Origin of the sequence: Acinetobacter sichuanensis, from assembly GCF_003024515.2 — a bacterium.
Classification (GTDB): Bacteria; Pseudomonadota; Gammaproteobacteria; order Pseudomonadales; family Moraxellaceae; genus Acinetobacter; species Acinetobacter sichuanensis.
Window position 1 is genome coordinate 1 of record NZ_PYIX02000047.1, and the last position, 25,795, is coordinate 25,795.

Genomic DNA, 25,795 nt, shown 5'->3' on the forward strand with positions numbered 1-25,795 from the left:
AAATCAATAACTTACGTCATTAGGACGGAAGAAAGTTTACATCCACATATAAAAAAGTTTCGCTGGGTGCCTATATTACATTGGTTAACTTACATTGTAATTGTGAATATTTCTCATATAAGGCACTGTTTTTCATAGTCTTATTTATTAAGAAATTACTGTTAAAAATGCATTTAATCGTAGTCTAATTAACGAATTGATGCTATAATGTCTACTCAGAATGCCTATGGGAATTCGAGATATGCAATTTCAATCATTTAGTCTTAGACATCAAAAAATACTCATTAACTTCAATGTGTTTAGCTCTGGCTCGTCTGATATTTTGCTAAAAGGTGTTTTATCTGCCGAATTGCTTATTCTAGTTGATAATTTAAATGCATTTTATTCTGCAGAAGACGGTAGATACGTTGTATCAGCTGAAAAAGTTAACCACGTTACAGGTCTAGATTTTAATAAGAAAACTATCAACCAGATCATGCGAGAAGCTTGTGATTTATCATTTATGATTGATACAGATGTGAAGCAAGCTGCAGCACCTATGATTGACGAAATTCAAATCTTATCAAGTGGCGATATTACTTTTAAACTCACTAAAAGTTTTGATTTTTTTAGAAATTCTCTTAGTTTTAAAAGCATATATGAGAAGCTACCATACAGGTTCACTACTTCTAAACTAGAGTTACCGCAGATCGGTCAACAAATAATGTTAATTGCGTAATTAGGCCTCTGACGAGGCTTTTTTATTGTCTAAAATTTAGTTAGTATATACACAGCTTTAAAGCGAAAAGACTACAACGTTAGTTGGGTTGCAAATATATTTTTAGTTTTATTTTTTAATTCAATCTCAGGCAATGTACGTTGTACGTTGTTTAAAGTGGAGCAGTTATGCAAGATTCTTCACAAGTCTGCATAAGTAAAGGAATTTCAGAAGATGAAATTTTTGGATTATCGCAGTCAATCAAAGACTCAATTATTAATGCCGAAACAAAAACCATGGATCTCTTGGGTTACGGCAACAAAATCAGTAATTTCATAGTCGAATGTTATCTAGATATTCCAGTTGTTGATCAATTCGTTTTTTACTTAATGCTGGTGAATGCCAAAAATAAGTATGCACATCAGCTGCAGCGCGTTATCGCTGAAAAACCTGAATTATCCCAAATTGAAGCATTACAACTAGCGAACAACTTTGTTCTGAATTTTGAATACATCCGTCAAATTCTTTTATTCAAAAATAAAGCTAATTACCTCAGCAATGGCCGTATCAAATCTTTGGCATGGAATACGCTAAATAGTGTTGGTAAAGTGATGCTACCAATGAGCTCTTTACGCCAAATGGACAGCGAACCATTTTCAAGAAATGACGTAGACAGCGTAACTCATAAAAGAATGTTTGCCAGTACGGGCTATTTTGAATTAGATAACAATGCGTTTATTTGCTATCAGCTTGAAGAAACGTTGATTGCCAATCTGTCTGAATTAGATTTTGATAAAAAAGGGCGCTACACAGTTCTCGACACTTTAACGGTTCTTGGATTTAAGGACCGTTTTGATCTTTATATGTATAACTTGATGAAGATCAATGAGTTTCGTGGCGAAGTGGTTATTCCTTACATTGACTTCAAAGCATTAACCGAATTTTCAGTAGAATTTAAATACAAAGCAAGTGATTTTTACCGTAAACGACTTCTTGTTTCATTAGAAAGACTGAATAGCAATCCATCTATTGAATTATTTATTTCTGTTAAGTATGAACCATGCAATAAGCGTACACCAGATCGTGACGATTTTTGCAATTATCGTTTTCAGATTCAGTTGAAGTCCAACTATCGTAAAGCGCTTAATACATTAAATGAAATGTGTGCAAAGGTTCAGGATGAACAGGGCAATGAGCTTAAAATCAGTAATGCGCTCTTCACTTCAGCAATTCGATTAAATAATGGTGAACCTGAAAAAGTAATAGAACTTGTTAAGGATCGTTTAGCTGCTTATACAACTAAGAATGGACCATCATATTTAGCTAAAAATCTTAATTTGGTTGCGTCTTATGTTACGCGAGCTCTAGAAGATCTATATAAAAGTAATCACTTCTTTGAAAGATTCCTAAACGATATGAAGCAAGCAGATAATTTACTTTATCTGAGAAATCGTGATAAGAAAGTTGAGATCGAAAACAAAAGTGCATCTACTTTCTCAAGCGAATTCATTAATATTCGCGACAAAGTTGATGTTACCACTTGTGAAATTCTTACAAACGCTGAGTACATTTCAAAGAAAACGGAAGCTACTGTAATTATTGATTATGCTTTCATACGTAATTCTATTTTTATTACACATCCTCATTTGCGCCACCAGCGAAATGCAGACGAGAAAAAATACATAGATCTCGTGTGTGAAAGCACAAAGCTTTGCCAAATATTCTTTGGTACGGGTAATGAAAATAAAAAAACGTTAACTCAAAACTATTTAACAGAACTCCTGTTTGAACATTTTTTTGATGATAATTTCCACTTGAACTCAGATGTATTGAAGAATCTTCTAAAAAAAGATAAGGACTATTGGGTACAAGAAAAGCAAAAGACATTTATGCGGTTGTGGAAACTTGCAAATGAGTTCAGTTTAAAAGCTATTAGTCCAGCGAACTACAACGGTAAAGAGAGTTCAGACAATGAATAATAAACTTTATTTATGTGCAATTTTTACGGCTACTATATTGAGTAGTAGTGCAAATGCCGATTTTAGTGATTGGTATAAAAAAGCAACTTCAAATGAAGAATCAACTCAGCAAGTGCCAGCTCAACAACAGCAAGCACCTGGTCAAGTTCAACAGCAAGCACCAGTTCAGGTTCAGCAACAGCCGATACAGCAAAGACAATATAATTCTAATCGGAACACCACAGCTACGCGTTACCAAAACAATAATGCAAATATCACTGGTGATTCTGGCCTTGAAGCACGAATGAATAACTTGAATTCGACCATTGAGAATCTAAACAAGTCATCAAAAAGTGGTGACAACCTCACGAATAACTATCTAAATATTGTTCAATTCATAGTGATAAACGAAGAAACACGTAAATTGGATGGTAAAGACAATACATCACTGATCAATAACATGTTGGCTGGTATTGTGAGTTGTCAGAATAAATACAAAGTCGATGTTATACAAAAAGTGAATAATCAACTCCCAAGAGATGTTGCTAACACCGTACAACGGTATTTAAGCCAGAATGGACGCTCTATTGGTGCAAACGGCAACTGTTTATACTAATTAAACCCCCCTTTTAAACCGTCCTTAAAAGGCGGTTTTTTTTATTCTTAAAACATACCTATTTATTTTAAAACCACATTCTATATACTACTAACAGTTTAATGCATATTAATGTGGGTTTTATCATGATCAGTTCTAAAACAATATATGAACTATATCAATTGCTCAATCAATCCGAAGTACAAGAATTAAAATCATCTATAACTGAGACTTTTGGTGCAGATGTGGAAAGTGAAGTTGATAAAAGCCCGGTCTTACAGCAAAAGATCAATTATTTTATTTATCAATATATACATCTCAAGCATCCAGAAAGAACAGACAAGATCTTGTTCGATGCAAATGAGTCAGCTCACGAGGATGTAAAAACAGAACACCTTAAAAGTGAGCCAGTACCCTTATTAAAAGATTTTGTATCAAACAGCAGCAATAAAAGTTTAGCACCTGAAGAACAAAAAGATGTAGTTGCAGTCACTTTACCAGCCGAATTGTCTGACATTCCTGTTGAACCAACAAATCAAAACAATACAGGAAATAATGAAGTAAAACATGACTATAACATTATCCTTGATGGTCGAACTAAGCTAAATATATTGCTCGAAAGATATTTAAGTGGTGTTGATGATGTGGCTCGTGAAATCATTGTGAAGTGCTTTCTTGTTATCTCTGTATTTGTAGCACTGATCTCTCTTGCTATGGTTTTTCTGAATACGACCAATATTAACCAGATCCAAGAAATGTATGACATTGGCCATAAAACATTCCTATTCCAATATGCTGAAGTCTGCAATGTAAATGTTGAAGTTGCAAAAGCGAATCCATGTGTTATCTCAGAAATCAATAAACGTATTTCTGAACTATCAAATAGCAGATTTTGGAACACGTTCGGGTTGGTGCTTTTCTCACTTTTATCGTGCTTTTTCTTCTACCATATCTCTACTTACCGTGATTCTAAAGATAAGCACAACGGCTAGTCTTAAAAGGGGGTAGGGTGTTTTAAAATGGTCTTAAATGGCCATTTTTTTATTTTAATAACAAAGTTTTATAGTTGATAAAAGGTATTCTAAAAGTATAATAGATACACTCTTAAAACTGGAATGCATTGTGCTTTTTAAAATTCCAAAAACGGGTGAGATTGATTCAAGTGAACAATCGATGACAGGCCTGGTACTCAAATCGGCATACAACTTAGTTGCCATTTTCAATATTTGCTACATCTTTGTAGTTGTATTCTTTGTGTTTGAAATGTTTTTAAATACAACGATATACAAGATTAAATATCTACCAGAAACCCTCAATACTCCATCATATATATTGCAAATCATCATATTCATTTTATGTTTTTCTTCAGTTCTGTATGCGATAAACAAAATGTTTGATGAAAAGTACATCCCTACACGCAAAGAAATCTATCTATTCCTTATCTCTTTTACTATCAATAGTTTATTAATATTTTTTTTAGCTACCAAATAACACTGTAATACCAAGTTCCCACCGTAGCCTAAGCAAAAGTTACCTATTTTATTTGGTTTTAAAAGCAGTCTCAAGGGCAGAATTAAAACACAAAAAATAAAATTAATAGTTTTAAAAAATATTTTTTAAAACTAAATCAGTGATAATATGTAACCAATGTTAAGTTTAAGAAAGTATATTATGTCTGATATTCGCAGCATCTATTTTTACGGTAATAATAAAAGTATCAAATTGGTTAAAAACCCAATCTTAAATACTGTCTTTGAAATTTTTCCAGCCACTAAAACCCCTTTAAAGCGGATTCTTAATCATAAACACCAGTGGGTTAGTAATTGCGCTTTTTACGTGCCTAACGATGTGAAAAGTGAATGGGTTAAAACGGTAACACTTTCAATTTTGACAATCTCAATTATGGCTTCCTTCCGTAATGCAATTGCACAGCAAAAAGGGTTGTCACCAAACGATGAAGCGCTTGATGAAGAGGTAGAGAACCTTGTGCCAGATTCGTTATTCAATTCTGCTATTGAATTATCGGATCTTAAAAAAAGTTTATTAGAAGTTTTGCCAAATTTAATGAGCGAATACCTTGCACAAAACTTTGGTGAATACGAAAGCATTATTACAAACGGTGTAGCTAAGCTTTTTATTGATAACCATGAATTTTTGGATAAGCAACTTGATTCTGATGCTGGAACAGATAATCAGATTTCAATGTTGAATTTTACTGACAATGCAGATGAATTATTTCACACAACAAACTATATTTTAGTCCGTATTGCTGATTCAAATGAAAACTTGAAAATCAACTTTACTAACAGCAAACCACATGCAGAACACTTAGGCCGAATTCTGCATACATTGTTGGGGGATGAAAGTTTTGAGATCTCAAAAGGTTCAATTGAGATACCTAATGACGAAGATGGCCAAGAAATTTTCATCTTTGAAAAAGAAACGAACTTTATTGATTTTTACAATTCATTATTGCTGGAAGTTAGTTTTTTTCTAGATCATGCAACAGTCTTAGAGCATATAGAAAAGTATGCACCAATTAACCAAACACTAAGCAGTTTGAGTGAGAATTTAGAAAAGAATATTAACTTTGTCATTTCTTCATTCAAAGAAACTCGCGATCTATCTGCATATTTAGAAAGCCGTGCTCAAATCATAGGGTTGATTCATGAAGCTGCACAAATCGCCAGCATTGAAATACAGCCAGTTGCTCAGGCTAAGGACCTTAAATCGTTAATTGAATCGCATCACCTGGTTACTTTTAATGATAAAGACACCTTTAAACAATTTAATTTATTTTGAGGTGAATATGAAATTTGTTATTAAAAATGGCATTGGTACACGTAAAGTCGAAGTGGATCTCGCATTAGATATACCATTGGTGCTACAAAAATCCATTTCTGTAATTGAGTATGAAGATTTCTTTAAATATTTTAGTGAGCAACATTTTCACATTTGCAAATTTAGAACGTTGAACTTTAAAGGTAATAGAGTAGAGGGAAGTAGTAAGGAATTAAATCGCTTTATCTGGCTTGCTATGGCACATCAAGCTTATATGGAGCGTAAAGCTTTACTACCAAGTAAATATATTGCGGATCTAGAAGCTTCAATTTCAAGCATGTTTAATTTAGAGAGCGAATCGCGAGAATGGTACCGAGCTATTCACAAAGCCATAGATGCTTACCTTAAATCACAATTTCCTGAAGCAATAGAGTTTTTACCTTCCAATATTGCACCACTGGATGAAGTGACTAAAATTCTTATGCAAGAAGTACAGCCAGTGATACCAGTTGCAGACGAGCCAGCGAAGCTTTATAGCTGATTCTAGAAATAATTAAGACATAAAAAAACCATCTAAAAATCAGATGGTTTTTTTGTTTGTGTTTTTATAATTTTGCGAATACTTCAGGATTGTCATTCATAAACTGTTCAATGAAATCATTGTCTAATTCGACATGTTTTGGAAGCTTCTCATGTTCACGAACAATGGATTTTATAGATTCAATATTTTGCTGATTGAAAACAGGTGTTGTACGGCTCTTATAGCCAGTATCAGCCATCGCATAGCGATCATCAAACATACCTGAAGAAGTATTAGAATCGACTTCTGAGTCGCTTATAGATAGTGTTAAGTTGCGGTCTTCAGCTAACTTTAAAATGAATTCGTCAGAGATAAAGTTACGTAGCTCATGCAGCATAGATTCAACTTTATTGTGTTTAAAAAGCACCTTTGCAATTGAACGACAAGATAAGAAACCTTTTGTGATGTTTAGATCTAGTAATTTTTGAGGAATGATTGGATCGCTTTTCTTGTTGCTATTCGCGATCTGTTCAACTTCTTCATCAGTCATAGAAGCAATAATGTTTTTAAAGAAATTGCCATATTGAAACTTTTCAATTTTCTCCAGCATTGTCACTTGTTCTGTATCTAATAAGCAAAAAGAAATAGGTTTAAGCTTGCGTTGGTCCGTTTTGCTTAAACTGCCATTTTTGTTTAAGCGGTTCTCTTTGGTTTTAGCGATAGTTTTAGAGTTAGTCATTTTAAACACCTTTCAATATGTTTTAAACTTTGGTTAATACCAATAATCATATTATAAGCGGTTTTAGCTAAAATACAAAAAATGAACATTTTGTTTTTTTAAAAAAATCTTTTAAATGTTTTTCGTATATACTATAAGAATATCTATCTTAAAAGGTATAACGCGTGATTAAAACTGATACAGGCGATACGATTGGAGAGGGTTTAACGAATCCTCAGGATGAAGTTCTAGCATTGTTAGAAGAATGCTTAAACTCTGAACAATATACAGCTCGTATTACTTATATATGTGAAGATGGCGGTCAATTAGTAGGTAAAAAGGCAGCTTTAAAGATTTTAAAGGAACAAGAGGACAATGGTTTAATGCTGGTGCCAATACCAGTCTTAGGAAAACAACTAAGAGTCTGGAGTGGTTTAAGTAAAACCAAAATGTCTAGTCACATAGGCTTGTACAACAATATACAGTGGTCAAAGTTTGAAAGTGGCGAAAAGTTAATAACAAAGCAAGCGTGGACATTACTTCAACTTAGACTTGGGGTTCATCCAAAATACAAATTGGTTTTAAAAAATGAATTAGATGTCGAGTGAATTATATGTTAGTGAAATTAGCCCTTAGTGGTCATGCTTCTCCAGAAGCTTTAAGTAAATTTGAACGTATCAAAGCGTATGTGCCAGATAGCGCACCTGTTTTGGTCACATACTTTAATAAACAAGTTTTATTAAGTGATCTACTGGTTAATTTTTCTAATTTTTTACCATCGCTCGAAATCACAAAAGATAAAGACATGCTGGTTACGATTAGAGGAAATGAAACACCTTTAGTCGAATTTATTGTCAATTTAAAACTATACAGCATGAAATTAGGCAAACTTTTCTTTGAATTTGAGAATCAATTTAAAGAAAAAGAGCAAGACTTTAAGGACTTTATTAAACGTCACAAACTTAAAGGTTTTGATCATGCCAATTTTGTTAATTACGTGAAACTAGGTGCATATGATAGTGCTTTAGACATTATCAAACACCAGTACGAAAGCGTTAAAAAAACATTCTTTGTACTGTTTAAAGATCGTTTCACCCTATTAGAAAGCAAGGGTTTTATTTAAGGATATTCTATGGAAATGTTAGATCCATCAAACACAAACCCTGGACTCTTTTTAGTCATAATGGCTACGGCAATTGGTACCATACTTTTTGGTTTTTTAATGGTCGCTTTAATTGCACGATATAAGTTCAAGATTAAAGTTACGGTATCTAGTTTTATAGCTGCAGTTACTTTATCTGTATTTAGCTTTATATGCTTTGGTTCACTTGGTCCGATGGAACCTAAATACAGTACTTCAGTTGTTCAGCTTTATGCGTTGGGCTTACTGGCTGGTACTTTAATATTAAATATAGTTCTTCTGAAATTATTCAGCCCTAAAACTATTGAACAGTTAGCTTTGAAAGGTTTTAATAAGTCAGAAAATGAACAAAAAGAGCATTACAAAAACATCTTAAAAGAGTTTAAATGCATTACTGATTTGGAAGATAAAAACAAGCTTAATAAGCGCAGTTTTAACTTGTTAAATGTTTTTAAAAATAAAGGAAAACAAAATGTTTGATTTTAAGATGAAATCTTTGTGTGTTTTGGCTGTTGCCGGATCTCTTTTAACTGGTTGCGTATCTAGTACTATTGATGGAATGGGTTCTAAACGCAAACAAATCATGTTGTATTCTGAAAAAGAATATCTTCAGCAAAGTACTCAGTCTTACAACAACATCATCACGACTGCTAAACAGCGTGGATTGATTGTGAATAACGCTCAAGTAAATAGAGTAGCAAAACGTCTTATCGCACAAGTTCCACATTATCGAGCTGACGCAGCAAATTGGAATTGGGAAGTTAATACAATCCGAGATAATGAAATCAACGCGTTTTGTCTATCTGGAGGCAAGATCGGTGTGTTGACTGGTTCTATCACAAAAATTAATGCAACTGATGATGAATTGGCTGCACTGATCGGCCACGAAATTGCACATGCTTTACGTGATCATGGGCGTGAAAAGGTAAGTAAAAAGCTTTTAACTGGTTTAGGTGTGCTTGCAGCTAGTTCGGCTGGTCTAGGTGACATGGTTGTATCTGGCACAAGCTTACTAGGCGATTATGGGGTTAACTTACCTGGTTCGCGCAAACTTGAAAGTGAAGCGGATCTTCTAGGTGTTGATATTATGGTTCGTGCTGGTTACAACCCACAGGGCGCAATCAGCTTTTGGAATAAAGTAGTAGCCCAAGAAAAACAGGGCACTAAAATTGATTTCTTATCAACGCATCCTACTTCAGAAAAACGAATTGTAGAGATCCAAGACTACATCAACCAAAATTACAGGAAATAATAAAAGGAGCTGGTTATGGATATTTACACAGTTATCCGAGTGAGCAAAAAGTTGTTTGACCACGGTTATGTTGTAATACCAGAACACAAAGTAGATTTTAAATCGGCTTTACTGCTCTTAAATGAACAAACCGTTGATGATCGATTTCTAATATCTAAAGATATAGTAGGTGCTGAAATCAGAGGGAATTTTGCCTTAATTGAAAAGGAGGGGAAGTTTCAATTGTTCACCAAAGGAATAGATTACTTTTGTTTGAATGTTGAGCCTGAAAAATCCAGTACTGATCCTAAACCTGAAAAAGAGGTAAAAAAGAGTAATGTTGTTCTCAAAAACCGTTATTTATATAAAAGTGGCGTGAAGCAGATCGGGGAGCTGGACACGTACAAGAAAAGAAGCGTCAAGATTACGAATGTAGGAAAACCATTTGTACTAAAACAAAAATTGCATGACGTTCCAGATTGGCTTTTTGAAAAGCTAAAAGACCAAGAGGTATGTTGGATCTATTTTGAATATGCTGAAGAACAATTATCAGAAGCACCAATAGAAACTGCACCAATCAATTTAAAAAGTGACATTGAAAGTTGTGTTAAATACTTTAAGTTACATGGTGAAAAAACAAGAAAAAAACCAATTATCAATGCTGAAGCACCAGGTAACGTAAACCTATTCAGATATTGTGATTTACGGCGCATTGATCAGGAATTAAAAGTCTTATTTGTTTGTAGTGAAAACTATCTTTGGTTACTGGAACAAAATAGACAAGATCCACTACCTAACATCAAATTAAACAATATTAGTTTTGGCGGTTGGATCATTCCCAAGACGACAAACCAAGATATGTTAAATAAGCTAATAATGTTAGATAAAGAATTGAAAACGAATCCAGGTGCTTATCATCTAAGGGATTAAGAAAGGTTTCGGCAAGAAACGCCCCTCAACAAAAGTTCTGTTTCTTGCCTACACCTTAGAGGTCAATAATGAAAACAAAAAGCCATTCCCTTACGAAAGTTCATGACCTTAAATTATCAATAGTTTAATACACCTACAATAAAAAAGTTTTAGTGATCGTGGTGATCTGTTTCAATTACGTCATTATTGTTTGCATTAAACTTAGCTTGCTCTTTATAAAAATTATAGTCGGCATTGTCGTATACAAGCTCTTTTGGGTAAGGGATACCAATTTCATCAAGCTTTAAAGCGTAATAATGCGGTATTGGCTTGGTTGGATTGAAGTATGGTTCAGGGTAGTACTGAGTAACGACTTTAGCGGAGTAGGAGTTAACGAGTTGATCTACATCGCTTTCTATTGTTTTTTGTTGGTCATTGTAATAAGAGTCAACAAGCTCTTTGTCTGAGTGGCTTGCTGCACAACCTGAAAATATTAAAGGTATTAAAATAGCGATAATTCTATAATGTTTCATTTTAAATAGGCTCAGGTGTAGTGTATATTTAATGGAACGTTAAAATACTTTAGATTATACATGACTTTTAAAGATGCTGTAACACCACCTTTTAGCAGAGGAAAAAGAGAACATAAGTTCTTGGCTAAAATGTTAAAATCTGAAAAAGATAAGATTAAGCTTTATACCAAAAGCTTAAGAAAAATTACTTTTAATGAGCTTTTAATTAGAGCAACTTTAATCTTAGTTGTGGTTTTTGCGTTAAGTTTTTGTATCTTTGGCGTATACCTATCTTTGAACGGTTTATTTTCAAAAGATGTGCATTTAGGAATTATTGGCATTATAGGTGATAGTAGTAGAATAATATTATGTACCATCTCAGCTATATTGTGTGCGGTTACAGCCTTCAAATTGTTTAAGAAAGCAAAAATTGACTGGAAAGAACATCAGTCATCAAAACGATATGCCAAAGCAATAACGAAAGAGTACCAGTCATTAAATAATTTGATTTTGGAACAGATTAAACAAGATAAAACAGGCAGTTATTGGCTGAACAGCAAAGAGATCCTGAGCATAACAGAGCAATACGAAGATAACATAAATGAAAACACAAAAGATTATCTGGTAAGTTTTACGCAAGATACGACTAAAAAGTATGTTAGGTTTTACATATATAATAATTCGCATATCTCTAATGGGTATACCAATGTTTTACATATACACTCGACTACTTTAACAATTTATTCACATTGTCTAAGTTATTCGGATTCGTTAAGTGTTAAAGACCTTTTAGCTATTTCTGTTAAAAGTATTTGCATAAATTATTAGTTTTACTATAATACTTTTAAGAACAAAATTTAAATGTTTCTTACGACATTAAAAGAATGGGAGGCTTATAGCTTCCCATTTTTCTTTTTAAAATAACTATTATTTTTCTAAAACATCATTTGCCTTTTTCTCAAAACCCTTAACTTCTGCTAAAAGTTCTTTATTTTGGGCCATTGTGTCAGTAAAGGTCTGTTTCGAGAATTTAATGAATTCCAATGCATCATTGATCGATTGCTCTTTGCTTGGCTTCACGTACTTCGGGAGCTTATTGAATTCAGTATCCACATTTCTTTTGATCGCAGAAAAGTCTTTATCAAGCGACTCGAATGCTGCACTGGTTGACTCAAGCTGTATACGTTCAGAAACTCTATGGTCGATGTTTTGGAACACCAGGAACACACATACAAAAACTAAACTAGCAATTAAACTATTTTTTAGAACAACTGTATCCATTTTAAAACCCTTTAACATTTCTTTGATATTTTTAGTATAATCACTTTAATGTCTTTAAAATTTTTTTAAAAAATATGTCTAAAGCCTCCAACGTTGAGCTCTTAAACTTTTATAGTCTTGTTAAAGTACCTTTTAAATATGCTCACAAAGAGGTGTTGTTCTCCATTTCTATTTTATATTTTAACGGTAAAACTAAATCATACGTTCATTATCACAAATTTGAAGATGAAGAATTGCAGACTGTTCTAGGGTATGTGGTTTCGGAGAGTCTGGCGTGGACCTTTGGATCTTTGAAAACTGATAAATTCACTGTTAATCAGAATTTTATTTTCAATACTGTGCAAGAAGTGGAAAAAAGCCTTAAAGAACAAATAAATGCTTTATATAAAAGCACGGGTATAAATGCTAAGTTTTCCATGCAATATGCCTTAAAGGATAAGCCATCTGCAGAAAACAACGACTTATTAGAGAAGATATTTGCGATTGATAAAATGCTACCATTTGCTTTTACATTTAATAATAACGGCGGTTATGAAGTTGCATTAAAAGAATGTTCGTTAAAACTAATTAATGATATTGGGTTTTTCGCTTAAAAGTCCTTAAACTATTAAATACCACTTCATTAATACTTATTTTTAATTATAATGTGGGGTATTAGTAGTTTTAAGTTAGGTCATTAATTAGTGAATAAGAAAACCCTTACCATAGCGATATTGTCAGTTTTGCTATTTGGTTGTGATAAGTTAAAGCCTTCAAATACTGATACTGCATCTCAAGAAGAACAAATAGATCCCATTGAAAAGAAAGTTGAGGAACAAGTTCGCAAATATGATGAACGTGTTACCACTTACAATCCATCTAACTACAAATTACCTCAATCAAGCCTTTCTACCACCAGCCACAAAGTAGCGTGTAATTTTGGTGTAGGGGGAGATCTACCAGCTTTGGCATCAAATGGCATGTTCTCACAGCCGTTATATCGTATTGAAGCTGAGCAGATCATGGATAAAGTTCAGGGCGATGTGATGTATGCCCCTTATTCAATCGCGACATCTGTTGAGGGTGATGTTTTATATGAATCTGAAATTGATAGCTTTGATCGACAGTTAAATACATTACGAAGTTATCAAATTAAATCATCTGAACAAAATATCATTTCGTCATCTGGCTTTTACACCAATTCAAACAAAGCTGTTCGTATGGCACCTATCCGCAGTTACCCGGTTGCTTATGTGAAGCGCTTGGACGGCGATATTGTTTCTACATCTATGTTTAATGATGCATGCGACAAAGAAGTAGGTGTACGTAACTACAAATGGCGCGAAATTGATGTGTCGGGCAAACCATATGCAAGTTTAGCATCCACTGTATCTGAGCAAATTGTTCGGGTGAATCAGTTTGGCATGTTCACCAGTGCATCAAATTTTTACAGCTACTTCAGTAGTGAGTTTGGCAACTTCTTGGATGCAAATAACAAGTTTAGATCCGCATTGGAGAAATCAGGACGTTTCCCTAAAGGTTCAAAAATCTACGTTCCATCTGAGATTAAAACGACTGATGAAACACTGGTGATTACGAAGAACCCTGAGCTTGAAATTACAGACTTCCAAAAAGACAAGGTTTTAGAGGCATACAACAAAGAGGCCAAAATACGGAATCTTGGCCAGATCGTATTCAAGGTCTACAACCTCAAAAACAATACTGTTTTCTATACACCATGGAATGAAACCAAGCACCGTGAAGCGGTCGAGTTTGAACCTATTGTTGTTATCGATGGCAAGGCTTATTCAGCAGTTTGGCATGTTCCTAATACTTTGACATTCAATGATTCGACCAGTGCTGGAAACTTAACGTATTACAACGCTACGGCGCATAACGCATTCGTCAATGCTGTTAAAGGTATATACCAAGGTCAGCAAAGCATGGTTGGTACAGAGCACGAAGATGATACCGAATATTCAATGAAGACTGCAGTTGAATACCAGAAAGCCCAGGCAGAGAAATAATATGGAATTAAGCACTATTGAAAAGAATACCGAAGCTCAAGACATTCAATCTGATGCGTATGACCAGCGTGTACATTCAGTATTGATAGTACCTGAACATGCCCTAAAAAAAATTGAGTCGATGATTTTGGCTACTGGTCATGTACAAAGTGACAGTACCAATCTTTTAGAAGTTTTAAGGCCAATGCCTGAAGAATTCAGAAAAGACGTTGATAACACCGAATTTACAGAAAAAGAAAACGGCGACATCGGTGATGCAGCCGTGGTCATTGTTGATGGTTTGATTCACGACACAAAACGCGGTGTTTGGATCTCTCAAAATTGGGGTTGTGGTAGTCCTAAATTCACCAAGCTTATTCAGGCTGGAGCTGAGCCACCAATTGAACTGATTGCCAAAAATAAGGGGGATAAGTTTAGTGCGACTTTAACGCACGAATTTCAAAAAGCGTATGAGCGAATGGGTTATACCCAAAAACAGGTCGGTTATATACACATCCTATCAAATGGTACACCAACGACTTTCTTTAACTACCTGAGTGACGAATTGCTGTGCAAACTGGAATTCATATCAGTAGACAACAACCGTTTAAACGCCTCACAAACTAACTTTTATAGTGCCGTAGAGCGAGGATCTGTTTCAGATTGGGGAGTGAGCTATCACAGAAAACCTTTTAACTTAGAAAATTACCCGATCAATTCTCTATTGGTGTCGGGATTAACAATAACTTTTATTTTGTACCTGATTTACAGCTATCTCTTTGGAGCTTAATACCAAATGAAATATTTAAACAGAACATCTCAAGATCGCGAAAAACATCATTACTTTAATCAACAACAGGGCGACAATAGAAAACAGCACAATCCGAACCATCGTCACCACTCTATTAGCTTAAATGATGTATTTCGGTCGTTATTAGCCCTTACTCAACTAGACAAAGACATCCCGACATTGATCAAACTTTTTGAAGAACAAGGGCTTGAAATATGCGAAACGCGTGTACGCACTTGGTCAACACCCGTGCATATCAACAATAGACCAATACCACACATTATTTTTGTTGGTTTTATGAATTTACTTGAGTGCATCAATGCTGAAGCAAAACTCAAAGATATTAATCTGTTTGATCTGTCAGAAATCTTGGACGATATACGCAACTAACAATTATGTGGTTTAGCTATGACTGAAGAAATAAATAGTAATGAAAAAAAAGATGGTCCTATTACGGATGTAGGTAAAAAGTTTGCTGGTGCACGTAAAGACAACCCATCACCAGACTTCTCAGGCAACATGAATGGAATTAAGTCTGACAGCCTAGTGACTAAAAAGGAATATTGGCAAAAGCCTGATTTTAGAGCTGATGCCCAATCTGGCCATAAACCTGTAAAACATGCACTATTATTTTCTTTGGTCTATGCAAACTTAACCAACAAGCCTTTAGGGGGCGGTTGGTTTAGCATAGGTCAAAAGCAATGGGATGATGCCTACATTGCTACGCTACACTTCTTAAAAAACAAATATGAAAGCTCACACTACGAACGTTTAGAACAACTGACAGACGACTTTAATGCGTACATGACCGTTAAGTTTGGTGCTGGACGAAGTGAAAAAGATATTTTAGAACGCTACTCAGCTGGACGACATACCAATCGCAGAGTTAAACACCCACTATCATTTAGTTCAGACACACGTTTACGCTTAAAAAACTTAATCCCTTTAGGATGGCCAGACGATCGTGTACTTGATACGGATAATTATGGTGCCAAAAAATTATTAAACACTGAGACTGGTCAACATAAGTGGTATGCCGTTAAATCCATTTCAGCAAAGCGGTTTCAAACACTAGATGATTGGACGGAATACGACACATTCAATGCAGCACTAGAAAAAGTAAAAACATTTTTTCAGCCAATTTTAGATGAACGAGTCATAGAACCCAAAAAAGGACGCGCAAAACCACCCAAAAGACCGCGCTACGACAGAGTTGAAGTGCGCGAGGGTAAGGACCATCGAAAGGGTGAAAACATCGATAGCCAGTTGCTTATGGACTATTTCAAATTTTCTGGAGTCGAGTTCGGCAATTGGGTAAATCAAAAGGAACGTGCATGGTTTCTGAATTGCACGTATGACTCACTAATGGATCTTGTCGAACTTCTAGGTCTACCCGTTACGTTCGCATCTTTAGGCGGTAAGCTAGGAATAGCATTCGGTTCGCGTGGCACAGGCGTTGATAGCGCAGCAGCTCACTTTGAACCAGGTAATATGCTTATTCATTTGACCAAGACGCAAGGTGTTGGAGCACTAGCCCATGAGTTCGCGCACGGATTTGATTGTGTTTTGGCAAAACGAAACGGACTCAATAATAACTTTTTTAGCGAATACTTTCTTTACACCAGTAAAGGGCGTTACTCAGTACAGAATCATCAAGAGTCAGCATACAAACATCTTAAAGATGGCCAGACTGCAGATAAGTTTATCAAGCTGGTTAATTATCTTACTTTTAAGTCAACCAAATACCTTGATTACGAAGAAAGACAAGGCGGTACGGGCTTTATGAATAACGCCATGCACCTAGATCAATCACGGTCAATGTATTGGTCACAGCCAACAGAAATCTTTGCCAGACTGTTTGAATGTTGGGTGACGGATAAGCTGGCTGAAAATGATCAACAAAATGGGTTTTTGGTGCACGGCACAGAAGAGTCGGCAAATAGTTGGAATATGAAGTTAAGCGCATATCCAACAGGCAGAGAACGGGCAATTTTAGTTGATTTGATGGATGATTGGCTAAAAGCATTAGTGAGGTCGTGGACGAAATGAATGCAATCACTAAGACCTCAAAAAAAGAACGGATCTTATTCAATAATCCCAAAGCAACACGACTTTACAGGGAAGCAATAACAGAGCTTATTGCGTTTAAACCTTGGGAAGTTAACGCCACTGAGAATATGCTTACGATCTGCAACACCTACCGCTATGTCGTGAATAAACGTTGTTGTTTAGGGTACGAGTTTTGGTGTTACGACCGAAGCGAAAAAGAATGGGTACGTGTTAAGCCCTCAAGCGGTCGCCACAACTATGGGAAAAACTGGTGCAAAACAAATGACAAAAACAATGGTCTACAAGGCAGTAAAACGAGCAGATTTTGAGTATTCAAACGCAGCGCGTGGATACGTGTATCGGGGAGAGAAAATATCTGATGCTGAAGCGGAAAAACTAAAGCATAAATGGGCTAAAAAAGACCTGATGGACAATGCAAAAAAAGATGGATCGTTCACACCAGAATCATTAGAAATGTTCAAAACCTTGGTGAATCATGTATCACCACGGGAGTTGACCGCCAAACAGCAAGCTTTGACATACCATAGCCTTAAACGCTACACAGATTGCGTATTTAACCTTTATGAAGTCACCGCTAAACAAACACCTCCAGCAAAACTAAAACGACCGTACAGCATGCCTAGACTGGATGGTACGGATAACCCTTGGAACCAAGGCAAACGAGAAAACGATGTCTATATATACAAGGGGATTGAGTACAAAGGCATTGAAGCGGAAACAGCAATGCATAAAGTGGTGATTGCATCAGAATTAACGGCAATTGCCGGATTGGATAATCAGTTAGCGAATCTGGCCAACGAAACAGGTGTAGCGTTGTTTTCAGAATTTATTGAAGTTGCACACCAGAACAATGATTTAAAGGATTTAACATATGTAGTTTTTGATTATGTAAAACATCTAATTGTGACGATTGATCGCTATTTTGATTTAAAACTGAAATCTAACGTGTCGGTCAGTATTTCAGTGAACCGAGTAGCTGGCTATTCAAGGTATAGCATAGTTCAACGGAAATAGACGCACGAACGCAACCAGTGACATTACATGTGTCGTCAATGACAGCTTATGTGTCTCGAACGTGCACGTAATTTTGGATTGATTGGTTTGAATGCAGAAAATGTAAATTATGCAAAGTAACACCATGAATATAGCTGATGATTGTACGGTAGTACGTAGACCGTATCAAAGAATGACGACAGCTAACATGCTTAAGATTTGTTATAATAAACAAATTGTTAGTATCTAAACGACACATGAGCTGTCATTTTTTGGAAATTGCGACTACCCTATTCATTTTAATTCGAACTTTAACTTATGTTCACCTGAAGTCTAGTTAATAAAACTTTTAATAATTTTATTTATTATTTTCAATAACTTATATAAATAAAAAAATAATTATAAATTTTTGGTTCATGAACCTAATGAATTTATTGATACTTTTATAAAATAGAGTTAATTTGTCCGAGAGATATGGGTAGATATCTATTTTTGGTCTTTTTAGTGATTAGAGATATGACCATTGTCATCAAATTTTAAGGAATTCCTTAAGTTTTTTTCTTATAATTCAATAAAATAATTTTGAATACTCAAAAATTAAATGTAATATAAGTCACATTATGAACCGTTAAGTGAAATACGTTTTGCTTAAACGAATGATTGAGTTAGATCATCTAAATGATGATCGTGCTAGAAGACTCAGGTTTTACACCAAAATATTTGGCAGACTTTATTTTAAATACAATCCTAAACTGAATATAAAAAACCTTCGGAGGGCTTATTTGGCCAAACTAACCATCAACCTGAAAAAACTAAATTCTTACGCTAAGTATTTTTTCTAAAAGACACCGTACATATAGCATTACTTTATGTTAATAAAAATTTAGCATCATTTTTGACGCTTATTTGTTGTATGTGCAAAAGCAAGACATTTTAAATAAAGAATCTTTTAATATGAAAGTTACATATCCAGAGACAGGTATATACGAGCACGAACTCAAAGCAATTGATAAGATTAAAAAGGTCTTTGATCGTGGCGAAAAAACTAAAAACTGGCGAGCATATGCTGGTTTTGAATTTATGCATAAAAATGGAAAAAAAGCAGTAGCGAAAGGTAGTTCTGAGAAATTTGAATATGATCTCCTAATTATTACTCATGCAAACATTTTGGTCATTGAATTCAAGGACTGGAACGGTAAGGAAATTACAAAAGTTGCAGGAAAATGGTACGTAGGTAATAAAGAGCAAGATTCATGCCCTGTAGCTAAAAATGTAAAAAAAATGCAAATTATAGTTAATAAACTAAAGGATAAAGTTTCAGAAAAGAAAGCTAAGGGCATTACATTTCATTACCAAAGTGTTTCTCACTTTGTTGTCATGTGTGGTAAAGCAGATTATTCGCGCCTGCCTCCAGAAGATTTAGAGCACATTCTTTCGATAGATGAGTTTATACAATTAGCTCAACAGAAGAATTTTAATAATATGTTCCGCAAGCATCTGGAACGTGATGGTCGCATATATGATATTAAAAAAGAATATCACGCCATTATTGATGAAATTTTTGCGCCTGACCAAATTCAACCACGCTCTTTGATTATTAATAATCATGAACGAGGTGACTTGATCTTACCGCATCCTAAAAAGATTTATAGCGAGTATAAAGCGCATTCATTGACCATCGTTGGTGAAAAATCTTTAATGCGTTGTTGGGATTTTAATGAATTCAAGTTGAGTAACTCAAGAATGAGTCAGCCTCAACATCGATTCAACTTGATCTGCAATGAGCGCCGGGTTTTCCAAAAAATTAAAACAGAAAAGCCTGATCTTTATCAAAGTTGTTTGCACCCGATTACAAACCCAAGTCTTGATGACATGACATCAAAATATAATGAGTTGTATGAGTTGCCTGAGAACAGCTATCGAGTCAACGAATTCATCGGCGCTTATGCTGAGAAAATGTCTGAATCTGAGAAATTGGATTTATTCCAGATTTTGCTTGGTAAATTTAATCACCTACATCAAATGGGAATTACTCATGGTGATGTGGGTGATCATAGTGTGTGGATCTCTTATAAAAAGGAGATATTGCTATCCAATTTTTCGGCAGCAAATGATCAAACACAGCCCTCGAAAATTGACCCTGAACTGGCTAACGAACTCCCATTTTTGAATACAACAGCTCATCTTCCGAATCTTGCGCTGACAGCTGCACAAAAGGATGTGTATTGGTTAGGGCAGTTAATCCTTCATATTTGGAAGAATGCTCGACTGAGCCCACGTTCATTGAAAAAATTTAGTCTTGAGGAGCGAGATCAGAACCACTGGTTAGAGCGTATTTTAACACGAGCTTTGACAGGGAAATATGATAATGCATGTGCAGTATTCCAAGATTTCTTAGCTCAAAAACCTGCTGAACAAGTTAGTTATGAACTTGATGCAGATGTACTGAATCCATATTTAAATCAGACAAATACCTATATCAGTTACCCGATATTTGGCGCGCCTATTGATGCTAACCAAAATTTTACACTCTATGCATCAGGCAACATGTTAGTCAAAACATGGATGGGTAAAGTTGCATCTGCAATGACAACTTATCAAAAGAGTTGTTTTAAGCGATTCTTTGAAGAACTTAAAATGACGCAGGCTCTCAATTTGCCATACCTTCCTAAGATTATTGATTTTGGTTTATCAACTAGCACAGCATGTGTGTATCTAGTAACTGAAATGGTAAAGGGTGAAGCTTGGTCAACGGTTATTGAGGGCTTAACTGAGGATGAAAAAAATGAACTTTCACTTCAGTTATTGCATTCTCTGAAAAAATTTCATGAGCATGGCTTTCAACATGGAAACTTGGATGATGAAAAGATTCTAGTAGATAAAACAAACTTGAAAGTTAGTTTTAATGATTGCTTCCATCCTGAAGTACCACAACCTGATTCTTCTAATGCTTATTTCCCATCTGATATTGAAGATCCAACAGTCATTCAGTGTGACAACTTTACTGCATTGAAATTAATCGCAGATCTATACGATATAGACTTGGCTGTGGATGATGTGGCTTCAATGGATCCTACTTTATCCTGGCTAAATACAGCCTTGAGCATAGAAGGAATGGAAGATCCAAGTGTACGCTATATTGATAATTCTCGCTTTATAGAGGCATTTGAATGTAAGGGTGCTATTGTAAAAGAAGCTCCTCAGATTAGTATTTATACAAGTAAGGTTGAGACGCCCTTTACGATTTATCCCGAAAACGGCAAAGTTTATATCCAACTTGAGGCAGCAAGTGAGGGGGATTTTCGATTTACACTTAGCGGAATCAATGGCATGTTAAAAGGGTTTTATAAGCCCCATGAAAATCAATTAAGTTTCCTTGATTTTGTCAAAAAACAAGACCTGTGGTGGAAGGCTAGTAGGGATGCAGATCTGACTATTGATGTTAGCATTGAAGTCCACCCGATATCTGGGATGAGTAAGCGTGACAACATTGTAGAGTTAAATGACTTCTTAGCAAAAGATCAAAACTTTAAGGATGCTATTGAACAGTTTAAGCAAGCACAGCTCAAAAGGACTCAAGAGAAAGAGGAAACATTACGGGCTCTGCGTGAACAAAAAGCATTACAAGAAGAGATAGGCGATGTTATAGCTACTGATGAGCTTATGGCACAGCCAATGAGTCATCTGCCTACACATAGCCACTTAATTGATATTGAAACGAAAGAGTTGTGGAAAAAAGTCATGGCGACTGAGCGTCATGCACATCCTACAATCACTCTGTCTGAGCCGTTAAAGATAGTTTCGAGCAAACATTTTAAAGATTCAAAGAGTGCTATTGCATACTATGACTCTGCAGAAGATGTTTCAGCTAAATTTTCAAAGACCGATAAAGTCGATGTAATGTGCACTAAAGAAACTGGGGCGGGAGGTGATTACACTTTCTGCATAGGTACGGTGAATATTGCGCAATCAAAAGTCGGAGAATTGTGGATCGATTTTTGTAAAAAAACAAATGAAGTTCCTGAAGAAGCAACACTGTTTCTACAAAGCAAGGCAGATAAGTCATCTAATCGGAAACGTGCAGATGCTCTGACAAATATTCTGAGTAATAAGGCTGTCATTGAAAATCTCGTAGATTACTTTGAACCATCATTAGTGATTGAAGCAAAAGATTATGAGATTGAAGTGCCTGATGAAGATCTAGATCACTATAACAAATACAAAAATGGGGAATTGGTTAAAGCCCTCAATCCATTACAACGTAAAGCGTTCCGTAATGTGCTTAAGTATGGACCTGTATCACTATTAAAGGGACCACCAGGAACCGGCAAAACTGAATTTATCTCTATACTGGCTCACTATCTCTATGATAAACAAAATGTATCTAACATCTTAATTGTTAGTCAGTCGCACGAAGCTGTAAATACAAGTGTTGAGCGTATACGTCAGCTATGCACAGAGTATGACACACCATTAAGTATTGCTCGAATAAGCAATAAAGAGAGTGCTGTGTCTCCTGAATTAAAAGATGTCTATACAGGCTCAATTATTACGAGCCAGATAGAGCTGTTTAAGTCTAATATTAAAGAAAGAGTGCTTGAGCTTGCAAAAGATTTATCACTTGAAGCTGAATACTTGAGCGATCTTTATGAAATCAGAGTCACTATTTTAAATAGTCTTAAATCTGCGTATCAGTCAATCGACCAAGATGATCTTGATCAAAAGTTTAGTTTCTCATTAGAAGAGTATACCCAGGCTTTCAAATCAGCAATGCATAAGCTGAAGAGCATGTTTGACGGAAATCAAGACTTTTGGGATCAACTGGAAGACTGTATCAATGATAAAGAGATAACAGTATTAAACCAGTTAAATAAGATCGACATGATTACGTTCGCAGCACTTAATCAATACTACGGGGTATCTAATGAGGAAGGACTTAAAGCGAAAGCCTTGATCAATATTGCCCTAGATTATGAACCATTAATTGAAAGCCAAAATGCTAATTATGAAAGTTTTCTGGTCAAAACAAGGCAATTAGTCTGTGGCACATGCGTTGGTGTTGGCCAACAAAGTATTGGAATCGCCAATCACGTATTTGATTGGGTGATTATTGATGAAGCAGCACGTTCAATCGCTTCAGAATTGGCAATTGCAATGCAGTCAGGTGCACGTATTTTATTAGTTGGGGATCAAGACCAACTTCCTCCACTATATTCGAGCGATCATATAAAGGCTTTAGCTAAGCAACTTAAGATATCAGATGATGATTTGGAAGATAAATTACAAAGCGACTTTGGCCGTATCTTTAATTCACATTATGGACTAAAGGCTAGTTCAGAACTCTTGTCACAGTACCGAATGAGTCCGAGCATCGGCGAATTAGTTTCAGACTGTTTTTATGAAGGAAAACTTGAAACTGAAGTTGTCGATTCTCGTGGTTTAAGTGATGAAGAGCTGAAAGAAATTAAGTTAAAGCGGATTGTGCCTGATAACTATGCATCCGACATCGTAATAGAATTGAATTCAACAGTTACTTGGGTGGATACTGGGAATGCTGAGCATTTCAAAATGGAGAAAGGTAGTAGTATTTATAACCCACATGAAATTAATGAAATTATCGATTTTCTTCAGCGGATTGACCAAGACAAACTCTTGTTAAATAAATTAGTGCCAGAGCCTGATTCCCTTAAAGAGCCTGCTATTGGTGTAATTTGTACCTATGCTGAGCAAAAAAACCGGTTAAGAAAAGCCTTCTCTTTGTGTGAAGTGTCAGATGCATTGAGATCAATTGTGCGTATTGATACGGTGGATAGTTATCAAGGTAAACAGAATAAGATCATCATTCTCTCAGTTACGCGAAATGATCCAACTAAGTTTCCTGCATTTTTGAAGTCACCAAATCGTGTGAACGTGGCTTTATCTCGCGCAATGGATCGTCTTGTAATCTTTGGTGCGTCAGAAATGTGGCAAGGAGTCAACAGTAACTTACCTTTAGGACGCGTATTAAATTACATCAAGTGCCGTGAAAATCAGACTTTAGAATATCGATATATTTCAAAACGCGCCATTGTCAAAATAGTACAAAACAATCCGCACATTAATAAAAATAGATCAAAAAAATATAGAAAGGCAGGGGTATAACTCATGGAAAATTCACTAAGAAGCTATCATGACGTAGATGTTACATTGCCATCACAACTATTCAATGTGGCATTTAGCTATACCACAACAGATACCTTAGATTTTATTGATTCTATGGTATTGCGCCTATTGGTAATTGCACCACTTTCTGCTGAAAAAATAGCGCGGTTCTTAGGGTTATCTAATCATGAAACAGATGTGCTATTAACTAAATTATTAAAACAAATGCAGATAAAACATCTTGAAGATGATCGATTTGCTCTGACTCAGCGACTTGAGAAAGCATTCTCGGATGTTTGTGCAATTCCTTATGTAAATAAGATTGAGGACAATATTCAAAAGATGAGTTTTGAGATGATTGGCTTGAATCCTGAGCCAGTTAATCCCAACGCATCTGACAATGGGGCAAATTCAATTAAATTAGATGCTTCTAACCAATACCTTTCAAATGGTGAGTCTTTGGTTAGTAAGGAGTTTCAGAAAAATTTTCGATTTTATTTCAGCCAAGGATTAGTTAAGTTGAATCCATCAGTGGATGAAAAGAAGCTGCAACTGTATAAAATGAGCCAAGTGGAAAAATTGCGAGACCATTCTCGTCGTTTTACATTACCATTGACGCTTGATGAGAATTATACACCTACAGAGATTAGTGATTTTAATCACATGGAAAATCTTAACAAAATCGAAGATTCTCTTTACGCTGCTCTTAGATCAGCTAAGAAGCCACAAAATATTGAGGATATTCTAAAGGTACTCCATGAATTAGATATGGAGGATACTTTTTCAGTTGAATCTATTTTTAGCGAGAATAAGCTTAATTTAGATCGCTTATTTAAGCTAGAACACAAATCCAATGAATACTTTATCGGGCCAATATATTCTAAGGAAAATTCAGACCTGTTTTTCAAAACAATCAAACAATATCAAGACCAGAATAATGATGATAAACAGCTGTATTGGTTAGCTCCATCAGATGAATTTTGGGGTAAGTCAGATAGATTTAGTGATTTTATTGATCGTTTATCGACAACCACAATTACCAAAAACTTTAAATGCTTCTTACCAGTGGCATACAGAAATGATAAACAATCAATCGCAAGTTATAAAAAACTAATCACAGCTGAGGCAGGAGCCAAGCACTTTCTAACGTTTAAGGAAAGTAGTGTAGTTTTTGACGGTAATTTTGAGCTTTTGGTTATGAAAGACTCTTTTTGTGTTTTGATTATTCACGTTAGTGATTCATCCACAAATATTTTAACAACAGTGCCTGTGGGTATTATTGTCAAAAATAAGGCTATTGCCCAATCGTTTTATAAGTTTTTTGAAGACTTAGAGAACGATGGAGAGAACTTCTTTGGTTTATTAAATTCTAAAAAATAGAATAATCATCTTAAAAAGCTAGCAGATTTGCTAGCTTTTTTAAACTCAAATTAGAGTGGCAACAATCCAGACCAGACATTTCTACTTTGAAGT

Annotated in this window: 23 protein-coding genes; 20 read left to right on the forward strand and 3 right to left on the reverse strand. The window is 35.2% G+C overall.

What is annotated here, in order from left to right; all coding sequences use genetic code 11:
• Window positions 1–241: 241 nt before the first annotated feature.
• The 6 genes from C9E89_RS18770 to C9E89_RS18800 all read left to right on the forward strand — a co-directional run bounded on the left by C9E89_RS18770 (window position 242) and on the right by C9E89_RS18800 (window position 6,572).
• The gene (locus C9E89_RS18770; RefSeq protein ID WP_044432065.1) at window positions 242–718 is read left to right on the forward strand and encodes a hypothetical protein; all 477 of its coding nucleotides are present in this window, start codon (window positions 242–244) and stop codon (window positions 716–718) included.
• A gap of 167 nt (window positions 719–885) precedes the next feature.
• Window positions 886–2,676, forward strand: a complete 1,791-nt coding sequence (locus C9E89_RS18775; protein ID WP_044432059.1) for a hypothetical protein — start codon at window positions 886–888, stop codon at window positions 2,674–2,676.
• Window positions 2,669–3,271 carry a hypothetical protein gene (locus C9E89_RS18780; protein WP_046127688.1) on the forward strand — a complete coding sequence of 201 codons (603 nt, stop codon included), beginning with the start codon at window positions 2,669–2,671 and terminating at the stop codon, window positions 3,269–3,271. Before C9E89_RS18775 ends, C9E89_RS18780 begins: the two co-directional genes overlap by 8 nt.
• Before the next feature lie 125 nt (window positions 3,272–3,396).
• Complete coding sequence (locus C9E89_RS18785; RefSeq protein WP_228199070.1) at window positions 3,397–4,242, forward strand: hypothetical protein; 846 nt, start codon at window positions 3,397–3,399, stop codon at window positions 4,240–4,242.
• A gap of 679 nt (window positions 4,243–4,921) precedes the next feature.
• Window positions 4,922–6,052: a hypothetical protein gene (locus tag C9E89_RS18795; protein WP_107009804.1), complete on the forward strand. Its 1,131-nt coding sequence runs from the start codon at window positions 4,922–4,924 to the stop codon at window positions 6,050–6,052.
• Between the two features lie 7 nt (window positions 6,053–6,059).
• On the forward strand, window positions 6,060–6,572 hold the full coding sequence (locus tag C9E89_RS18800; RefSeq protein WP_046127689.1) for a hypothetical protein: 513 nt from the start codon (window positions 6,060–6,062) through the stop codon (window positions 6,570–6,572).
• Between the two features lie 64 nt (window positions 6,573–6,636).
• Here the strand turns inward: C9E89_RS18800 and C9E89_RS18805 are convergent, their stop codons facing one another.
• Window positions 6,637–7,290: a hypothetical protein gene (locus C9E89_RS18805; protein WP_096911489.1), complete on the reverse strand. Its 654-nt coding sequence runs from the start codon at window positions 7,288–7,290 to the stop codon at window positions 6,637–6,639.
• Window positions 7,291–7,454: 164 nt separating this feature from the next.
• Here C9E89_RS18805 and C9E89_RS18810 point away from each other — a divergent pair, with 164 nt between their 5' ends.
• The 5 genes from C9E89_RS18810 to C9E89_RS18830 all read left to right on the forward strand — a co-directional run bounded on the left by C9E89_RS18810 (window position 7,455) and on the right by C9E89_RS18830 (window position 10,571).
• The gene (locus C9E89_RS18810; RefSeq protein WP_046127685.1) at window positions 7,455–7,877 is read left to right on the forward strand and encodes a hypothetical protein; all 423 of its coding nucleotides are present in this window, start codon (window positions 7,455–7,457) and stop codon (window positions 7,875–7,877) included.
• A gap of 5 nt (window positions 7,878–7,882) precedes the next feature.
• On the forward strand, window positions 7,883–8,392 hold the full coding sequence (locus C9E89_RS18815) for a hypothetical protein (protein WP_046127684.1): 510 nt from the start codon (window positions 7,883–7,885) through the stop codon (window positions 8,390–8,392).
• 9 nt (window positions 8,393–8,401) lie between these two features.
• A complete protein-coding gene (locus tag C9E89_RS18820) occupies window positions 8,402–8,890 on the forward strand; it encodes a hypothetical protein (protein WP_044432045.1) in 489 nt (162 codons plus the stop codon).
• 79 nt (window positions 8,891–8,969) lie between these two features.
• A complete protein-coding gene (locus C9E89_RS18825) occupies window positions 8,970–9,662 on the forward strand; it encodes a M48 family metallopeptidase (protein ID WP_228199071.1) in 693 nt (230 codons plus the stop codon).
• A gap of 15 nt (window positions 9,663–9,677) precedes the next feature.
• Window positions 9,678–10,571 carry a hypothetical protein gene (locus tag C9E89_RS18830; protein WP_044432041.1) on the forward strand — a complete coding sequence of 298 codons (894 nt, stop codon included), beginning with the start codon at window positions 9,678–9,680 and terminating at the stop codon, window positions 10,569–10,571.
• A 149-nt stretch (window positions 10,572–10,720) separates the two neighbouring features.
• Here C9E89_RS18830 and C9E89_RS18835 read toward each other — a convergent pair whose 3' ends face one another.
• Entirely contained in the window at window positions 10,721–11,083 is a 363-nt protein-coding gene (locus C9E89_RS18835) for a hypothetical protein (protein ID WP_046127683.1), read from the reverse strand.
• 60 nt (window positions 11,084–11,143) lie between these two features.
• Here C9E89_RS18835 and C9E89_RS18840 point away from each other — a divergent pair, with 60 nt between their 5' ends.
• Window positions 11,144–11,890: a hypothetical protein gene (locus C9E89_RS18840; RefSeq protein WP_044432037.1), complete on the forward strand. Its 747-nt coding sequence runs from the start codon at window positions 11,144–11,146 to the stop codon at window positions 11,888–11,890.
• 99 nt (window positions 11,891–11,989) lie between these two features.
• Here the strand turns inward: C9E89_RS18840 and C9E89_RS18845 are convergent, their stop codons facing one another.
• Window positions 11,990–12,343 (reverse strand): hypothetical protein, encoded by a 354-nt coding sequence (locus C9E89_RS18845; RefSeq protein ID WP_107009805.1) that lies wholly within the window; start codon window positions 12,341–12,343, stop codon window positions 11,990–11,992.
• A gap of 74 nt (window positions 12,344–12,417) precedes the next feature.
• On the opposite strand from C9E89_RS18845, the gene C9E89_RS18850 reads away from it, so the two are divergent.
• The 8 genes from C9E89_RS18850 (at window position 12,418) to C9E89_RS18885 (ending at window position 25,702) form a co-directional block, all read left to right on the forward strand.
• Window positions 12,418–12,936 carry a hypothetical protein gene (locus C9E89_RS18850; protein WP_005005747.1) on the forward strand — a complete coding sequence of 173 codons (519 nt, stop codon included), beginning with the start codon at window positions 12,418–12,420 and terminating at the stop codon, window positions 12,934–12,936.
• A 90-nt stretch (window positions 12,937–13,026) separates the two neighbouring features.
• Window positions 13,027–14,349, forward strand: coding sequence for a hypothetical protein (locus tag C9E89_RS18855; RefSeq protein WP_005005746.1), 1,323 nt, complete (start codon window positions 13,027–13,029; stop codon window positions 14,347–14,349).
• 1 nt (window position 14,350) lies between these two features.
• Window positions 14,351–15,118 carry a hypothetical protein gene (locus tag C9E89_RS18860; RefSeq protein WP_005005745.1) on the forward strand — a complete coding sequence of 256 codons (768 nt, stop codon included), beginning with the start codon at window positions 14,351–14,353 and terminating at the stop codon, window positions 15,116–15,118.
• Window positions 15,119–15,124: 6 nt separating this feature from the next.
• Window positions 15,125–15,508: a hypothetical protein gene (locus tag C9E89_RS18865; protein WP_005005744.1), complete on the forward strand. Its 384-nt coding sequence runs from the start codon at window positions 15,125–15,127 to the stop codon at window positions 15,506–15,508.
• Window positions 15,509–15,526: 18 nt separating this feature from the next.
• Window positions 15,527–17,167, forward strand: a complete 1,641-nt coding sequence (locus C9E89_RS18870) for an LPD1 domain-containing protein (RefSeq protein WP_005005743.1) — start codon at window positions 15,527–15,529, stop codon at window positions 17,165–17,167.
• A 228-nt stretch (window positions 17,168–17,395) separates the two neighbouring features.
• Window positions 17,396–18,202 carry a hypothetical protein gene (locus C9E89_RS18875; protein ID WP_010591556.1) on the forward strand — a complete coding sequence of 269 codons (807 nt, stop codon included), beginning with the start codon at window positions 17,396–17,398 and terminating at the stop codon, window positions 18,200–18,202.
• Between the two features lie 894 nt (window positions 18,203–19,096).
• Entirely contained in the window at window positions 19,097–24,322 is a 5,226-nt protein-coding gene (locus tag C9E89_RS18880) for an AAA domain-containing protein (RefSeq protein ID WP_005005740.1), read from the forward strand.
• A gap of 3 nt (window positions 24,323–24,325) precedes the next feature.
• A complete protein-coding gene (locus tag C9E89_RS18885; protein ID WP_005005738.1) occupies window positions 24,326–25,702 on the forward strand; it encodes a hypothetical protein in 1,377 nt (458 codons plus the stop codon).
• Window positions 25,703–25,795 lie beyond the last annotated feature (93 nt).

What these genes read in the sequence shown, in the direction of transcription:
- C9E89_RS18800 (WP_046127689.1), top strand. Translation starts at nt 6,060, where the DNA reads ATGAAATTTGTTATTAAAAATGGCATTGGTACACGTAAAGTCGAAGTG.
- C9E89_RS18830 (WP_044432041.1), top strand. Translation starts at nt 9,678, where the DNA reads ATGGATATTTACACAGTTATCCGAGTGAGCAAAAAGTTGTTTGACCAC.
- C9E89_RS18850 (WP_005005747.1), top strand. Translation starts at nt 12,418, where the DNA reads ATGTCTAAAGCCTCCAACGTTGAGCTCTTAAACTTTTATAGTCTTGTT.
- C9E89_RS18820 (WP_044432045.1), top strand. Translation starts at nt 8,402, where the DNA reads ATGGAAATGTTAGATCCATCAAACACAAACCCTGGACTCTTTTTAGTC.
- C9E89_RS18885 (WP_005005738.1), top strand. Translation starts at nt 24,326, where the DNA reads ATGGAAAATTCACTAAGAAGCTATCATGACGTAGATGTTACATTGCCA.
- C9E89_RS18805 (WP_096911489.1), bottom strand. Translation starts at nt 7,290, where the DNA reads ATGACTAACTCTAAAACTATCGCTAAAACCAAAGAGAACCGCTTAAAC.
- C9E89_RS18815 (WP_046127684.1), top strand. Translation starts at nt 7,883, where the DNA reads ATGTTAGTGAAATTAGCCCTTAGTGGTCATGCTTCTCCAGAAGCTTTA.
- C9E89_RS18865 (WP_005005744.1), top strand. Translation starts at nt 15,125, where the DNA reads ATGAAATATTTAAACAGAACATCTCAAGATCGCGAAAAACATCATTAC.
- C9E89_RS18870 (WP_005005743.1), top strand. Translation starts at nt 15,527, where the DNA reads ATGACTGAAGAAATAAATAGTAATGAAAAAAAAGATGGTCCTATTACG.
- C9E89_RS18825 (WP_228199071.1), top strand. Translation starts at nt 8,970, where the DNA reads ATGGGTTCTAAACGCAAACAAATCATGTTGTATTCTGAAAAAGAATAT.
- C9E89_RS18835 (WP_046127683.1), bottom strand. Translation starts at nt 11,083, where the DNA reads ATGAAACATTATAGAATTATCGCTATTTTAATACCTTTAATATTTTCA.
- C9E89_RS18785 (WP_228199070.1), top strand. Translation starts at nt 3,397, where the DNA reads ATGATCAGTTCTAAAACAATATATGAACTATATCAATTGCTCAATCAA.
- C9E89_RS18770 (WP_044432065.1), top strand. Translation starts at nt 242, where the DNA reads ATGCAATTTCAATCATTTAGTCTTAGACATCAAAAAATACTCATTAAC.
- C9E89_RS18795 (WP_107009804.1), top strand. Translation starts at nt 4,922, where the DNA reads ATGTCTGATATTCGCAGCATCTATTTTTACGGTAATAATAAAAGTATC.
- C9E89_RS18860 (WP_005005745.1), top strand. Translation starts at nt 14,351, where the DNA reads ATGGAATTAAGCACTATTGAAAAGAATACCGAAGCTCAAGACATTCAA.
- C9E89_RS18840 (WP_044432037.1), top strand. Translation starts at nt 11,144, where the DNA reads ATGACTTTTAAAGATGCTGTAACACCACCTTTTAGCAGAGGAAAAAGA.
- C9E89_RS18780 (WP_046127688.1), top strand. Translation starts at nt 2,669, where the DNA reads ATGAATAATAAACTTTATTTATGTGCAATTTTTACGGCTACTATATTG.
- C9E89_RS18845 (WP_107009805.1), bottom strand. Translation starts at nt 12,343, where the DNA reads ATGGATACAGTTGTTCTAAAAAATAGTTTAATTGCTAGTTTAGTTTTT.
- C9E89_RS18775 (WP_044432059.1), top strand. Translation starts at nt 886, where the DNA reads ATGCAAGATTCTTCACAAGTCTGCATAAGTAAAGGAATTTCAGAAGAT.